The following is a 16,664-nucleotide window of genomic DNA, read 5'->3' as shown; positions in this document are numbered from 1 at the left end:
AAAGAGGATGAAATAATGAAGTACGTATCAGGAGATATTTGCTACATATTAGAAGATAATAAATATGCAACAAAAGTCAAAGTGATGGGCCGTCATGGGGATGAATGTATTGTTCAGCGGATAGGTGCCTGTGGGGCGTTAAGATTTAAAGATCATGAGCTGTTCGGAACAGAGGAGGCTGCATTGGAAAGCAGAGAGACTACATTTGCGAAGGTGAGTCCGCAGTTGTCTATGTTTCCGGAGGGGGATAATATCCCTAGTATAAAGATTGGGTAAGAAAGGAAAAGATAGGGAAGAATTCAGAAGATGAAAGTGGAGATTCGAGAAAAGGTAAAGAAAATATTATTAATAATCGGAGCTATTTTAGGGGCATTACTATCGACTATAGGAACATTGTTATATTTTAGTATTAAATGGATGTTTAAAACATGGACAAATCTAACAATGGATGAATTAGTATACCATATGACAGCTCCATTAGAGGGAACAAATGATGGAATGATTCAGGAATATCTGGATGTATGTGCAGTACCGGCTATTTTGATGTTGTTATTAGTCGTAATTTTATTTATTGCATGGAGAACAAAAAAACGTTGGTATGTTGTTATGGGGGCATCTATCATTGTTCCGATAATTGTAAGTGGAGTTTCAGTGCATGGAGCATGGAATGAATTAGATGTTGGAAGTTTTGTGGATGGACAAAGCACATATTCATCGTTTATTGATGATAATTATGTTGACCCGGCCGATGTAGCATTGACATTTCCAGAGCAAAAGAGAAATTTAATTTATATCTTCTTAGAATCAATGGAAATGACATATGCAGACAAAGAAAATGGTGGTGCATTTGATAAGAACGTAATTCCGGAACTTACAGAGTTAGCACAGGAAAACGAAGATTTTTCAGGGGAAGATAAAGAATTGAATGGCGGTTATGCAATGACAGGTGCAACATGGACAATGGGTGCTATGTTTGCACATACGTCAGGTATACCATTGAGTATTTCCATTGATGGAAATGATATGAATACACAGGAACATTTTTTTGCAGGAGCAGTTACGTTAGGTGATATTCTGGAGAGTGCAGGGTATTGCCAGAATCTTATGATTGGTTCAGATGCAACCTTTGGAGGAAGAAGATTATATTTTACAGAGCATGGAAATTATAATATTTATGATTATAACTATGCAAGTGAAAATGGTCTGATTCCACCGGATTATCGTGTATGGTGGGGATATGAAGATGAGAAGCTATTTAGCTTTGCAAAAGATAAATTAACAGAACTATCACAGCAAAGCACCCCATTTAATTTTACAATGTTGACGGTAGATACACATTTTGAAGATGGATACCCATGTGAATTGTGTACAGATGAATTTGGAGACAATCAGTATGCAAATGTTATGGCATGTTCGAGCAGACAGGTGAAAGAATTGGTTGACTGGATTCAACAACAAGATTTTTATGAAAACACAACGATTGTTATTGCCGGAGATCATCCGACGATGGATAAAGATTTTTGTGAAGATATCGACGAAGATTATATAAGAAAAGTTTATACTACATATATTAATCCAGCAGCGGAACTTGAAACAACAGAGAAGAGAAATTATACAACATTTGATAATTTCCCAACAACGTTGGCTGCATTGGGAGTTAAAATTGATGGAAATCGTCTCGGTCTGGGTACAAATTTATTTTCATCAACTCAGACATTAACAGAACGTTTTGGAATCGATAAGATGGAGTCAGAGTTAAAGAAGAAATCAAAAATGATGGAGAAGCTGGGAGATATACGAGAAGTAGAGACTGATATAGGAACTCAGACAGTTCAGGAAGAAAATATTCCGGCAGCAGAGTTGTCAATAGGTGATTATGATTATAATTATAGCAGTTTACCGATATCTGTAACTAACATAAGTAACGTACCAGGGAACATTCAGTCTGTTATGGCAGCAGTATGGAAAGAAGCAGATCAGAGTGATTTGCAGTGGATAGAATTATATCAACTAGATGATGGAAGTTATTATACGGATTTGTATGTAGCAGATTATGGAGAAAATCCAGGAGATTATAATGTTCATATATATGTAATAGATGAGTTGGGAACCCCAACCATAGTTACTGGGCAGACAAAAACTATTAATTAGCATTTAAAAGAACAGTTTCGATGATGAAACTGTTCTTTTTGCTATCTTTACAGATGACGAAAAAGTTGAATTATGTTAAGATGGGAATTAGAATAAATATTGTAGGAAAGTGGGAGGAGGAAGTTGATGAAACACAAAAGAAGAATAAGTTGGATGTTGAGCATATGTATGTTGATACTAACTGTTATGGCCAGTGGAATAGATGTTGGTGCGGTTGACTTTGATCAAGAATCAATCCAAGCAACTGAGGATAGTAGCTTGGAAAAGACGGAAAACGAGGCAACAAAAGAAACAGAAGATATTACTGGTGAATTTACAAATTCAGGAGAACCCAACACAGCAGAGTTTGAAGTACGAGAAGACGAAACGATAACGAGTATGGATGAAGAAGGTAATGTTTCGGAAGCACCGGATGAGTCGGGACTGCTTGAGATTGATTTATTGAGTAATGATGGAAAGATAGTTAACTTTAATACAAAAGGAGCAGTGGTAACAACATACACCGAAGTTGGAACCGGTAACGCCGGGTATACTTGTGGGGCATATGGTGCTGATGCAGCATATCTTGGGACAGAAAATGGAAAAGTGAAATTTTTGTTATCAGGAGTTACAGGGCTAGTTGATGCAAATGATGTACAGGTTGTAAGTGTGAACAGTGCATCATCTGTCAGTTATTATGCTGTCAGTGCAGGTCGGTTAATACATAATATTACGACAAATATTACACAAGGAAATTATATCACATCATTGGATAACGGACCGGCACCATCGTATTTGTCAGAAGGTGTACAATATTATAGTTATGACGGACATTATTTCTATACAAGAGACAGATTTTCAAATATGCTGGATGATTATAAGGCAGGAGTAAGAACAAATTCGATTAACAGCTCTTCACCATATTATAATTATTATCAATATCTTCCTTTACGAAGCAAAACAGTATATTCAGCAGCTCAATTAAATGAAATTATAAATAGCAAAGCAGCTGGATATAAAATGAGTAATACAGGGGATATGTTTAAAAATTATCAAAACACATACGGAGTAAATGCATTAATTGCAGTTGGAATTGCAGCAAATGAAAGTGCGTGGGGAAAAAGTAGCATTGCACAGGAGAAAAACAATCTGTTTGGCTTAAATGCTGTGGATGCAGCTCCGGGACAGAGTGCAAACGCATATGAAAGTATTGATGCATGTATTAAAACATTTACAGAGACATATATGTCAAAAAGATATCTAAACCCTAAAAACTGGGTATATTCAGGGGGATATCTCGGTAATAAAGGAAGCGGGATGAATGTAAGATATGCGTCAGATCCATACTGGGGAGAAAAGAATGCCAATGTTGCATGGATGATTGATAAAATATATGGGAATAAAGACAGTAATCGTTATACCATAGGTATAAAAGATGTGATAGGAAATGAACATACAGATTTAAATGTTCGGACAGAGGCGAATGGCTCATCTACTGTAATTCACACAACAAAAAATTATTCAAATCAGGCATTTATTATTTTAGATTCAAGCCAAGGCAATTTTTATAAAGTACAAAGTGATGCTGCGTTAACAACAAATCGTACCACTGTTTCGGATGCAGGAAATTATGATTTTTCTAGTATGTATGCATATGTTAGTTCGGGGTACGTGAAGAAAATCTTAACAGGTTCCGGAAATTCAGGTGGCTCAGGAGAATCAGGTGGAAATGAAAATAAACCAGATAATTCATTAGGTAGTGGAGCAATAGCGGTACCAACGGAACTGGCAGGAGCAATAGAATACAGTGCACATGTACGTGAGATTGGTTGGATGGATTGCGCTAAAAATGGACAGATGATGGGAACCACAGGGAAAAATCTTCCAATGGAGGCAATGAAAATAAATATTTCGGGTGTTGCAAATTTAGGGGTTGAATACCAGGTGCATGCACAGGATATTGGTTGGATGGATAGCGTGTCTAATGGAGAGGTAGGAGGAACTGTTGGACAAGCAAAAAATCTAGAGGCAATTAAATTAAAACTGACAGGCGATGCTGCATCAAATTATGATCTTTACTATAGGGTGCATGTGACGAATATTGGCTGGATGGATTGGGCAAAAAATGGAGAATTAGCCGGAACGCAAGGATATAATTACGCATTACAGGCGGTTCAGATTGCATTATTGCCAAAAGGATCAGCAGCACCAGGTGGAACAGAGACACCATATCAGATTAATACAGTCAAAATTGGATATTCTGCACATGTACAGGATGTTGGATGGCAAAACGAAGTGCTGGGAAGCAAGATAGCAGGAACAACTGGTCAGAATAAAAAAATAGAAGCAATGATTTTGAATGTAAAATCTAATTTGTTAGGAGTGAAATATCGTTCATATTTGCAGGATACTGGCTGGCAAAATTATCATAAGGACGGTGAAATTGCGGGAACAACAGGGCAGAACCGTCGAATGGAAGCAATTGAAATAGAGCTTACAGGAAATCAGAAAGATAATTATGATATATATTATCGGGTGCATGTACAAGATTTGGGGTGGCTCGGTTGGGCAAAAAATGGAGAGACAGCCGGAACAATGAACTATGCTCTTAAAGTGGAAGCAATTCAGATGTTAATTGTGCCAAAAGGAACGCCAACAATAGAAAATGAACAGAGTTCGTTTAAAAAGAAAAGTACAAATATAGAATATAGCACGCATGTGCAAGATATTGGATGGCAAGATGCAGTACAAAATGGAGAATTGGCAGGAACAACAGGGCAAAATAAGCAGGTAGAAGCAATCAGGATAAATTTGCAATATCCAGAATATTCAGGCGAAATTAAGTATAAAAGTCATATTCAAGATATCGGCTGGCAAAATTACGTGTCAAATGGTGCTATAAGTGGAACTGTAGGCAGAAACAAAGAAATGGAAGCAATATGTATTGAGCTTACAGGTGAAATGGCTGAAAAATACGATGTATATTATCAAGTACATTCCAGTGAATTTGGCTGGCTTGGTTGGGCAAAGAATGGAGAAAAAGCAGGAAGTGAAGGATATGCACGTCAGGTAGAGGCAATTCATATTCAATTAGTAGAAAAAGGTGGAAAAGCGCCAGAAGATATCGGAAAAGCATTTTATAAAAAATAAAAAAATATAGCATATGTTCCTTTATCGAACATATGCTATATTTTTTATTTGTTTTTCTTTTTTTCAAGATATAAAAATATAAAAATCATAAATGCTAATACAAGAAATAATGTTCCGGCAGAAATAGTATATGCATAAGCAGCACCTAATAAAGCGTACTTCTTAACAAGGATTCCGGAGATAAGCATAGCAATAACACTGGAAATTCCAAAACCGATTAATAAATATACTTGTCTACGCATTACAGTCAGTATGACTTGTTCAATAACTGCAAAAGCAAAGAAAGCACCGCCAATCAATAATACCACCAATACTTGCGTATATGATGATAAGGAGACACCAAATACAATAGATAATATTGGACATCCAAGGATGGCTCCGGCAATGATGATTAATGCAGAGATGAACAGCGCTCCAGCAAAAATTAAACCGCATAATTTTATAAATTTGCGATATTCCTTATGGACCCAGGATTTAGATAAACGAACTAATAAAGGCTGCAAAGCAAAACCTACAAATAAATTGGTCACAAAGCAAGGCATGAATAGATAAGTGTAGTAAGCCTGATCTTTTGCAGTAAGGTAAGCATCAATTGCATATTTTGGTGCATTACCCATGTAGATAAGTAAAAAAGCACTAATACACAATGGGAAACATTCTGTTAACAGATTCCAAATTTTATTCCATTGAAAAGAAGGCTTTTCTAAAGGAATAATAATTTTCGTTGAGTGAATAAGTACAATTAATATGATACTTGAAATTATAATGGAAATCAAACAACTTAGAATCAGGTTGTGTGTAAAAATAAGTGTAAGTATAAAACCAAGAACATATGCGCCAATGCGAATGCTCATGATTTTTCCGGCAATATCCAGTCGGCCTTTCACCTGATAATATCCACCATAAACATCATCAAATGCATCTGTAACTTTGAGTAAACACAGCAGAATAGTAATTAGTGCCTTTTCGAAGTAATAACCCTCAAACCATACAAAGCCTAATACAGATACCATCATAATGATATTTGTTACGATTCGGGAAGCTTCATAAACTTTTATGGAATATTTATTTGTCACATCAGTTGCCTGATAGTTTCGCATTCCATAATTACCAATTGTCAACATCATCTGTGAAGTAGAAAATCCCAAAGAAAATATCCCGGCATCGGATACACCATTCAGCAAAGTTACGACCCAGAGCAATAGCATTGATACAATAGAGTTCAAACCGCTGGACATCATGTTCCAAAATACACTTTGTTTTCCAATGTCATCTTCTTTTATCAACCAAAATTTCTTAAACATAATTTACCCCTGTTCTTTATTAAATAAGTGGATTTTATTATAACATGGAATAGTAGAAAATCATTAAAATATTTGGAAATCTTCAGGGGGTTTGACAGAAAAAGTGAGACGAAGTATACTACTATAGATAAAGAATAATTAGAAGAGGAATCGGAAAATGGGAGATATGAGTGCGAAGCATACATTTGTAATATGTGCATATAAAGAAAGTGCTTATTTGGAAGAATGCATTCTTTCGTTAAAACAACAAACTGTAAAATCAAATATTATTATGATAACATCTACACCGAATGATTATATTCGGACACTCGCAGAAAAACATGAGATACCATTGAAAGTGAATGACGGAGAGGGAGGAATCGTTCAAGACTGGAATTTTGGATATGCACAATGTAGAACACCGTATATAACAATCGCTCATCAAGATGATGTGTATTTTCCAGAGTATGCAGAGCATGCTGTGAATATGTTAGAATCTGCAAAAAAACCATTGATTTATTTTTCGGATTACTGTGAAATTAGAAATGGGGAAAAGGTTGAAAACAATCAACTGTTAAAAGTAAAGAGGATGTTATTGTCACCTTTAAAAGTAAAGAAATTTCAAACTAGCCGCTTTATTAGAAGACGCAGTTTGGCATTTGGATGTGGAATTTGTTGTCCATCTGTTACATTTGCAGTGGAGAATCTGCCTAATCCTGTTTTTACAGTGCACTTCCGTTCATGCGAAGATTGGGAAGCATGGGAAAGACTTTCAAGATTAAAAGGTACGTTTGCTTATGACGCGACAATTCAAATGGGACATCGTATTCATGAAGAGTCAGAAACATCAATTATCATAGGAGATAATGTAAGAAGTACGGAAGATTATGAGATGTATTGTAGATTTTGGCCAAAATGGATTGCAAAGATATTGATAAAGTTATATTCAAAAAGCCAGCAATCAAATAATATAGATTAAGGAGTATGTATGAAAAAGCTAATTATTATACCGGCATATAATGAGAGTGCAAATATTGAAAAAACAATTAAAATGATTCAGGAAAATGCTCCGGAATTTGATTATGTAATTATAAATGATTGTTCTACGGATGATACGAAAAAAATTTGTGAAAAGAATGGTTATAATTATATAGACTTACCAATTAATCTGGGAATTGGCGGGGCCGTGCAAACAGGCTATCGATATGGTTATGAAGAAGGCTATGATATGGCTGTGCAGGTGGACGGAGATGGTCAGCATGATCCAAAGTTTTTGGCAACAATGGCAGATTATCTTGAAGAACATGGACTGGATATGGTAATTGGTTCTCGTTTTATTAATAAAGAAGGCTTTCAGTCATCCGGAGCAAGAAGAATGGGTATCAAATATTTTACAGTGCTTATTCAGTTGCTGACCGGAAAGAAAATTACAGATCCAACATCAGGATTGAGAATGGTTAATCGTGACGTTATGAAAATATTTGCATATGATTACCCGAAAGATTATCCGGAACCTGAGAGTGTGGTTGCAATTTTGAGACAGAAAAAGAATGTTGAAGAAATTCCTGTTATTATGAAAGCTCGTGAAGGAGGAGTTTCTTCCATATCGCCGAAAAAGTCAGTTTATTATATGATAAAGGTGACCTTAGCAATTTTAATTGAGCGAATTAGAAAGTAAGAGGTGAGATGATGAATATTCGAATTCAGGTAATTGTAGCAATCGTGATTGTGCTGGCATTGTGTGTGATTATAAATATGATCAGAAAAAAAGCACTTGAGTTAAGATATGCACTTGCATGGCTTTTGGTAGGATTTGGTACATTGATCCTAGATCTCTTCCCGGGTGTAATGATGGGTCTTGCAAAATTTATGGGAATAGAAGTTCCAAGTAACATGTTGTTCTTCTTAGGATTTTGCTTTGCATTGGTCATTATTTTCGTATTGACAATAGCAGTTTCAAGAATGTCGATTCGAATTAAAAATTTAACGCAGGAGATGGCGTTGTATGAGAAGAGAATGAAAGACAATGAAAGACAATGATGGGTAACTTGTCAAATATAGAAAAAGGTGTTATACTACAAATGGTTGTTATGTATGTGATATAACGCCTTTTTTCTTGTATAAAAATGTATAGAAAAATAATGGATGATGGAGGTATGAGCGTGACTCAATATATACAAAATTTTGTAAAATTCCAGCCACTATTACGAGAGTTGGTTGCACGAGATATTAAGATTAAATACAGACGTTCTGCATTAGGAGTTCTGTGGACACTATTAAACCCATTGTTTATGATGATTGTATTATCGGTAGTTTTTTCAAATCTTTTTAAGTTTGATATTGAAAATTTTCCGTTGTACTTGCTAAGTGGACAGGTGATTTTTAATTTTTTTAATGATACGACAACAACATCAATGGGAGCAATTATAAGTAACTCTTCACTGATAAAGAAGATATATGTACCAAAATATCTTTTTGTTTTGTCAAGAGTCTTTTCAAGTTTTATTAATTTGATGGCTTCATTTACTGCATTAATGCTCGTAATGATGGCTATGCGTGTTGAGATGCATTGGACAGTTATTTTATCACCAATTCCATTGCTGTTTTTAGTTGCATTTTCATTGGGAATAGGCTTGATATTAGCAGCAATAACTGTAAGATTTAGAGATATCATGCATTTGTATTCTGTATTTACAACAGCGTTGATGTATTTGACACCAGTTATTTATCCAATGTCAATCCTTCCAAAATGGTTATCGCCGATTGTTAGAGCTAATCCAGTTACAAATATATTGATTATGTTCCGTGATGTTATGCTAAACGGAAATTTGCCAAGTATTTCTGGGATTATTATAGCTCTGATTGAAACTGTGCTGGCATTGGGAATTGGATTATATGTATTCTATAAAAATCAGGATCAATTTATTTTAAATATATAATATTAGGAGAAAAATATGGAAAAACCAATAATGATTCAAGCAGATCATGTGTATATGAAATTCAGTTTGTCATCTGAGAAGTTTGATAGTTTTAAAGAGTACGTGATAAAAAGTATTAAAAAACAGGTGTCATATGATGAATTCTGGGCATTAAAAGATGTATCGTTTGAGTTAAGAAAAGGAGATGCATTGGGATTAATCGGTTTAAACGGTAGTGGAAAAAGTACAATGTTGAAAACGATTGCCGGAGTGTTAAAACCGACGAAGGGAAGTGTCACTGTAAATGGCTCAATTGCTCCGTTGATTGAATTGGGAGCTGGATTCGATATGGATTTGACAGCACGTGAAAATGTATTTCTTAATGGAGCACTTTTAGGATATTCACGTAAACAGATGCAGGAATATTATGATGATATAGTAGAATTTTCGGAGTTAAAAGATTTTATGGATGTACCGGTAAAGAATTTCTCTTCTGGTATGGTTTCAAGATTGGCATTTGCGATTGCAACAATCGGAACGCCGGATATTCTTATTGTAGACGAAGTGCTTTCTGTTGGGGACTTTCGATTCCAAGAGAAATGCGAACAACGTATACAGAAGATGATGAATGGAGAAACGACAATTCTTTTTGTTTCGCATAATATTAATCAGGTAGAAAAGTTATGTAATAAAATTGTGTGGTTAGAAAAAGGGGTTGTCAAAGCATTTGGTGATGCCAAAGAAATTGCAGAGGAATATAGAAATTCTTAATCAGAGGTAAAAAGATGAAGAAAAAAGTTATAAGAGTATTAGAAAGTATAGTAGTGATTGCACTGGTGTTTTTATATGCGCACATAGCAAAGCCTCATGCGATTTATGATAAAACAATAGACCCAAGTGCATATGGAACAGTTACGGAAAGTAAGAATGCTATATTAGAACAGGAATTTGAAGTAAATGAGGATACTTTAGATGGAATCCGTGTAAAGGGTGCAGAAAGTGGAGATATTAGTAAAGTGTCTCTTAATTATACATTAGAAGAAGTAGATACAAATGAAGTTGTGGCTGAAGGTGAGATAAATGCTAAAAAGGCGTTAAAAAGTCGATTTTATGAATTACCTTTTGATACGATTGAGAATTGTAATGGAAAGCAATATCGCTTATCCTTGACACAGAATGCAGAAGATAATGAAAGTGCAGTGCAGTTCTCGTTTGAGAAACAAGAAGAATCTAATACAGCTTTTTATGTTGATGGGGAAAAAATAGACGGAACGATGATTTTAAAAACGTTGACGGATAGATTCGATTTGGAAACTTTCTTTGTAGTAATGATATTTGTGATTTATATCGTTGCATTCATGAAATTATTGTATAGATTATTTAAATAATGAGGGATATCTAATATGCAGGAAATATTAAGGAAAGTTACAAAGACACTAAAAGATGAGGGAATTGCATCAGTTGGGAAAAAGGCACGTTCTTATATAAAAACAAAAAATATTGAAAAGAAATTGAAAACAAGTCAAGTATTCCAGGATGTGTTGTTTATAAATGGGTGTGGACCAGAAGTGCCACACCCTGCTCGTTATAGGGTATCACATCAGAGAGAACAGTTGACTTATTATAATATTTCGAGTAATGAAGTCTTCTATCAACATTTATCAATGGATATGGTAAGGTTATATAGAGGCTTCATTTTTTTTCGGTGCCCATATAATGAACAAATAGGAGAATTTATAAAACTTGCAAAGAAATTGAACAAAGTTATTTTATATGATATTGATGATTTAGTAATTGATACAAAGTATACGGATATGATTCCATATTTGGATACAATGAAATCAGAAGATAGGAAAGCTTATAATCAGAATGTAATGGAGATGGGACATTTACTCAGATTGTGTGATGCTGGAATTACAACGACGACACATTTACAACAAGAAATGCTACATTACGTTCCGGAGGTTTTGATAAATCGTAATACTGCATCGGAAGAGATGGAAAAGCTTTCTGACAAGGCTTTACAAAGCAAAAAAGAGTTAGATCATATTCACATCGGTTATTTTAGCGGCAGTATTACGCATAATGATGATTTTAATATGATTATGCCAGTGATAATAGAACTTATGAAGACATATCATCATTTGAAGCTGCATATAGTCGGAGAATTAGAACTGCCGGGAGAACTAAATGAATACAAAGAACAGATAATACAGCATCCGTTTGTTGATTGGAGAGAATTACCTGAATTAATAGCACAGGTGGATATAAATCTAGCACCATTAACAGACACATTATTTAATGCTGCAAAATCAGAAAACAAATGGATGGAAGCTGCATTGGTTCAGGTTCCGACAATTGCTAGCAATCTTGGAGCATTTGAAGAATGTATAGAATCTGGTGAAACTGGAATTTTATGTTCTTCAGTAGAAGACTGGAAAGAAGCACTTGTTGATTTGATAGAAAATCCAGATAAGCGAAATCGTATTGCAAGGAACGCTTGGTATGTGTGTAGAGAACGCTGGCTTGCTTATAAGACAGGATATAAGTTAGCAGAGTTCCTAAAGAAAAAATTCCATAAGAATATTATTTTTGTGTTACCATCACTTGAGATTAGTGGCGGGGTAATGGTTACATTGAATCATGCTGCTATAATGCAAAAACGTGGATACGATGTGTCAGTGGCATATTTGAATGCAAAAGAAAATTGGTGTACTGTAAAAGCACAGAAAATACCGGTGTTACATGCAAATGAAGGTGTGCTAGAAGGAAGTATAGATGCTGCGGTAGCTACAATGTGGACAACAGTACAAATACTAAATAGAAATTCGAAAATAAGGAACAAATATTATTTAGTACAAAATTATGAGACCAATTTTTATCAGGCGGGTGACCCATTGAGAATTCAAGCAAATAGAACGTATTCTGAAAATAAAAATATAAAATATCTTACAATATCTAAATGGTGTGAATCGTGGTTAAAGACGGAATTTGGTAAAACATGTAAATACGCACCGAACGGAATTGAGTTTGACAGATTTCATGATACTGCGGAAGAGAGAACATTATCTGGAAAAATTCGAATACTAATAGAAGGCGATTGTGCATCTTACTATAAAAATGTTGATGAAAGTTTTGAAATTGTAAACAAGTTAGAAAAAGAAAAGTTTGAGATATGGTACATGTCTTATAATGCACAACCGAAAGAATGGTATCGGGTAGACAAATTTTTTCATAAAGTTCCGTATGCGAAAGTAGCACAAATATATAGAGAGTGCGATATTTTAATTAAGACGAGTGTTTTGGAAAGTTTTTCGTATCCACCATTAGAGATGATGGCGACAGGAGGTCTTGTGTTGGCTGTGCCAAATGGTGGCAATGTGGAATATTTAGAAGACGGAAAAAACTGTTTATTATATGAACAGGGTGATATAGAGCAGGCTGTTTCTAAAATCAATCAATTATGCACAGAGAAAGAATTAAGACACAAATTATATATAGAAGGATTAAAGACTGCAAAAGAACGAGATTGGAATAACATAGAGTCTGCGATAGAAAGTCTGTATATGGAGGAATCATAAGATGAGTAAAACGGAAAATTTACAACAAAAATTAGTTAGAATAGTAAGAGAAGAGGGGGTTAAGACTGCATATAGAAAGGGAAAAAATTATATAAAATTGCGTGTATCAGGAGACCCTATTCGTCATTGTTATAAAGATGTATTGTTTATAAATGGATGTTATTTGCCGCATCCGTCAAGATATCGAGTGGATCATCAGGTAGAGCAGTTACAAGCTTTTGGTTTGACAGTAGATAGCATGTTTTATGAACGTGTCAATTTGGAGATATTGAAATATTATCGTGCATTCGTATTTTTTAGATGTCCGATTACGACAGAAATAGAGGAATTTATTGATAGAGCCAAATATTATAATAAACCGGTTATATTTGATATTGATGATTTAGTGATTGACAAAAAGTATACAGATATGATTCCGTATTTGAAAACAATGTCTGAAAATGACAAAAAAGTTTATGATGATGGTGTTGAAAGAACAAAACAGACATTACTGAAATGCGATTGTGCAATCACAACAACAAGTGTCTTGGCTAATGAATTGCGTAATTATGTTGATGATGTTTATATAAATAGAAATGTTGCATCAGAAAAAATGCTGAAATATTCTAAAAGAGCATATAGTAATGTTGTAAAAGACGAAAATAAAATTATTATGGGATATTTTAGTGGAAGTATTACTCATAATGCGGATTTTGAATTGATTATGCCTGTAATCAAGGAAATTATGGAAAAGAATGAGCAGGTTTATCTTAAGATAGTTGGTGAATTAGACTTACCAAAAGAGTTGGACAGTGTTCGAGAGCGAGTGATTGCGGAACCATTTGTAGAGTGGAAAAAACTACCGGAGTTAATAGCTTCTGTAGATATTAATCTGGCACCATTAGAAGAGTCTATTTTCAATGCTGCGAAATCAGAAAATAAATGGCTCGAGGCAGGACTTGTTCATGTGCCGACAATTGCAAGTAAGGTCGGAGCCTTTGAAGAAATGATTCAGGATGGACAAGATGGTATTTTATGTGCGAATATACATGAGTGGCAAGAAAAATTACAGCTTCTTATAGATGATAAAACGTACAGAGAAGAAATTGGAAGTAATGCATATGCAATTACAAGAAAGAAAATTACAACTTATACAGGTCGAGGTATAGCCGAGTATGTGATTTCAAAGATGCCAAAAAATTTCGGATTTGTTTTGCCAACTACTAATATTAGTGGTGGAGTAAATGTAATTATAAAGCATTGTAATATGCTTAGAGACCATGGGTATGATGTGTTTATAGTAAACGAAGACAGAAAATCTGATGATATTATAAATAAAGATGGACGTATTCCGGTTGTACAAAGTTATGACACACGTTTTGAGGCATATGTGGATACTTTAGTTGCAAGTTTATGGAGTACACTTACATTTGTGAAAGTATATCCGAATGTTTTGCATAGAGCATATTTGGTTCAGAATTTTGAAACCAATTTTAGTCCGGACGGATATTTTGAGAAAACAATGGCAAATGCAACATATAATTCTCTTATTCCAATTCATTATCTTACAATATCAAAATGGTGTCAGGATTGGTTAAAAGAAAAATTTGGAAAAGACAGCATTTATGTACCGAATGGAATTGATTTGGGAGTTTTTTCTTATAAGGAAAGAAATTTCGAAGGAAAAATTAAAATTCTTATTGAAGGAAATAGTGATGATCACTATAAAAATGTAGATGAAAGTTTTAAAATTGCTGAAAAATTAGATAAAGATAAATATGAGATTTATTATTTGTCATATCAAGGAGGAGCAAAATCATGGTATCGTGTAGACAAATTCTTACAAAGAGTTCCACATGACGAAGTTGGAAAAATTTATCAGTCGTGCGATATTTTGTTAAAAACAAGTATTTTGGAAAGCTTTTCGTATCCACCATTAGAAATGATGGCAACTGGTGGGCTGGCTGTTGTAGCACCAAATGGAGGAAATATTGAGTATTTACGTGACGAAGAAAATTGTCTAATGTATAAACTTGGTGACATAGATAAGGCAGTTGAACAAATTGACAGACTTGCTGAGGATGCTTTATTAAGAGAAAGATTGATTGCAGGAGGATTAGAGACTGCCAAAAAACGTGAATGGAGTAAGATTGAAGAGCAAATAGTTACAATGTATCGAGACTTGAAGGAGAATGCCGATGAATACTAATAGTATTGCAAAAAAATTTGTTTATCTTTCACTCATATTTGGTATATTATTTATGGTTTTAACACCGCCTTTTCAGGCGCCAGACGAAGATAGCCACTTTAAGAAGGCCTATGTATTATCAAAAGGAAATTTATTTCCAGATGTGCAGGATGGGAAAGTGGGATATATGCTGCCAAAGGGAATGTTAGATTATATCACTATGCAAAATAATAAAGGTGGTAATCTCGATGAAAAATTTAACTATAAAGACATGTATTTGACAGAACGATTACCAGGAGAATATGGAGAACAAAAGTTTGATGGATTCTCGACAGCAAAAACAAATCCGGTAGGGCATATTGTACAAGCAACAGGAATTGTTTTTGGCAATGTAGTGGCGAAAATATTAGATATTGATAATCCTTCAGTATTATATTTTTTATATTTTGCAAGATTTTTCAATTTGTTATTTTACGTAACAATAGTGGCAATTAGTATCTCTATTACACCAATATTAAAAAGAACGATGGCAATGATTGGAATTATGCCGATGTCGTTATTTTTGGCAGCTACAGTATCGTATGATCCAATATTAATTTCACTTGCGTTTCTAGCATGTGCAATGATATTCAGAATTTCTTTTGGCGAAAATCAAAAAGAGCTGACTACTGCATACATAGTTATTTTAAGTGTGATAGCGTATGTGTTTGTTGTTATAAAAATTGTATATGTACCAATATTTTTGTTGATGTTATTTTTGCCAAAATTTGAACTCAAAAATAAAAAGATCTATGCTAAGAAATTGATAAGTATGGGAATTATTGTGATAGCTTTGTATTTTATTACAAAGCTGATTATGCCAAGTGGAGACACAAGTGTTATTACAGAAGATGCCAAATTGGCATCACAGCAGATGCAGTTTGTAATTCATAATCCAGTAAAGTATCTGCAAATATATTTTAATACATTATCAAGTATGAAACTATTTTTTGTTTCAACAACAATTGGTACCTTTGGATTAATTGATACAAATTTGTATTGTGTATTTTTGGGGGCATATTTATTTATCATGCCAATTATTGGAATTGCAGAAACAAGTTTAGATAATATAAAAGTAAAGGTTATAGATAGGATTATAGTGTTTATAAGTGTCTCAGCCGCAATTTTTGGATGTTTTCTGGCAATGTATATATACTGGACATCCATATTGGATAATTATGGAGTGGGAGCAGGGGCTATTACGGGAGTGCAAGGACGATATTTCATACCAGTAATACCATTAATATTTTTAATATTTGCGAATACAAAATTGCAAAAAGTAGAAAAATTAAACAAAATTATGAAAACCATAGTAGATAATTTTATATTGCCAAGCAGTATAATCCTTTGCGCATCTGTCGTTGCTATATTATTGCGATTCTGGTGTTAGAAAAGT

13 protein-coding genes are annotated in these 16,664 nt (G+C 34.3%); 12 read left to right on the top strand and 1 reads right to left on the bottom strand.

Annotated features, from left to right (window positions below; translation table 11 throughout):
* The first annotated feature begins 15 nt into the window (after positions 1-15).
* From D8Q48_RS09185 to D8Q48_RS09175, 3 genes are all read left to right on the top strand, one after another.
* Positions 16-276, top strand: a complete 261-nt coding sequence (locus D8Q48_RS09185) for a hypothetical protein (protein ID WP_117989965.1) — start codon at positions 16-18, stop codon at positions 274-276.
* Between the two features lie 30 nt (positions 277-306).
* Entirely contained in the window at positions 307-2,151 is a 1,845-nt protein-coding gene (locus D8Q48_RS09180; RefSeq protein ID WP_117989966.1) for a GBS Bsp-like repeat-containing protein, read from the top strand.
* A 126-nt stretch (positions 2,152-2,277) separates the two neighbouring features.
* A complete protein-coding gene (locus D8Q48_RS09175; protein ID WP_121056333.1) occupies positions 2,278-5,280 on the top strand; it encodes a glucosaminidase domain-containing protein in 3,003 nt (1,000 codons plus the stop codon).
* Between the two features lie 44 nt (positions 5,281-5,324).
* Here the strand turns inward: D8Q48_RS09175 and D8Q48_RS09170 are convergent, their stop codons facing one another.
* Positions 5,325-6,584 carry a lipopolysaccharide biosynthesis protein gene (locus D8Q48_RS09170; RefSeq protein ID WP_117989968.1) on the bottom strand — a complete coding sequence of 420 codons (1,260 nt, stop codon included), beginning with the start codon at positions 6,582-6,584 and terminating at the stop codon, positions 5,325-5,327.
* A gap of 157 nt (positions 6,585-6,741) precedes the next feature.
* On the opposite strand from D8Q48_RS09170, the gene D8Q48_RS09165 reads away from it, so the two are divergent.
* From D8Q48_RS09165 to D8Q48_RS09125, 9 genes are all read left to right on the top strand, one after another.
* A complete protein-coding gene (locus D8Q48_RS09165) occupies positions 6,742-7,542 on the top strand; it encodes a glycosyltransferase (RefSeq protein WP_330514563.1) in 801 nt (266 codons plus the stop codon).
* A gap of 9 nt (positions 7,543-7,551) precedes the next feature.
* On the top strand, positions 7,552-8,241 hold the full coding sequence (locus tag D8Q48_RS09160; RefSeq protein ID WP_117989969.1) for a glycosyltransferase family 2 protein: 690 nt from the start codon (positions 7,552-7,554) through the stop codon (positions 8,239-8,241).
* An 8-nt stretch (positions 8,242-8,249) separates the two neighbouring features.
* The gene (locus D8Q48_RS09155; RefSeq protein WP_330514562.1) at positions 8,250-8,603 is read left to right on the top strand and encodes a DUF2304 domain-containing protein; all 354 of its coding nucleotides are present in this window, start codon (positions 8,250-8,252) and stop codon (positions 8,601-8,603) included.
* Between the two features lie 116 nt (positions 8,604-8,719).
* The gene (locus D8Q48_RS09150) at positions 8,720-9,502 is read left to right on the top strand and encodes an ABC transporter permease (protein ID WP_330514561.1); all 783 of its coding nucleotides are present in this window, start codon (positions 8,720-8,722) and stop codon (positions 9,500-9,502) included.
* Between the two features lie 15 nt (positions 9,503-9,517).
* Positions 9,518-10,252 carry an ABC transporter ATP-binding protein gene (locus tag D8Q48_RS09145; protein ID WP_022075131.1) on the top strand — a complete coding sequence of 245 codons (735 nt, stop codon included), beginning with the start codon at positions 9,518-9,520 and terminating at the stop codon, positions 10,250-10,252.
* A gap of 14 nt (positions 10,253-10,266) precedes the next feature.
* Positions 10,267-10,869, top strand: a complete 603-nt coding sequence (locus D8Q48_RS09140; RefSeq protein ID WP_022075130.1) for a hypothetical protein — start codon at positions 10,267-10,269, stop codon at positions 10,867-10,869.
* A gap of 15 nt (positions 10,870-10,884) precedes the next feature.
* Complete coding sequence (locus D8Q48_RS09135) at positions 10,885-13,062, top strand: glycosyltransferase (protein WP_172696979.1); 2,178 nt, start codon at positions 10,885-10,887, stop codon at positions 13,060-13,062.
* A 1-nt stretch (position 13,063) separates the two neighbouring features.
* The gene (locus D8Q48_RS09130) at positions 13,064-15,250 is read left to right on the top strand and encodes a glycosyltransferase (RefSeq protein WP_117989972.1); all 2,187 of its coding nucleotides are present in this window, start codon (positions 13,064-13,066) and stop codon (positions 15,248-15,250) included.
* Entirely contained in the window at positions 15,240-16,658 is a 1,419-nt protein-coding gene (locus D8Q48_RS09125; protein WP_172696978.1) for a DUF2142 domain-containing protein, read from the top strand. The genes D8Q48_RS09130 and D8Q48_RS09125 overlap by 11 nt, the downstream gene beginning before the upstream one ends.
* Positions 16,659-16,664: the final 6 nt, after the last annotated feature.

Source organism: Ruminococcus sp. B05 (assembly GCF_003628495.1).
Classification (GTDB): Bacteria; Bacillota; Clostridia; order Lachnospirales; family Lachnospiraceae; genus Schaedlerella; species Schaedlerella hominis.
The sequence above is the reverse complement of the archived record's forward strand: the minus strand, read 5'-3'. Positions and strand labels throughout refer to the sequence as shown.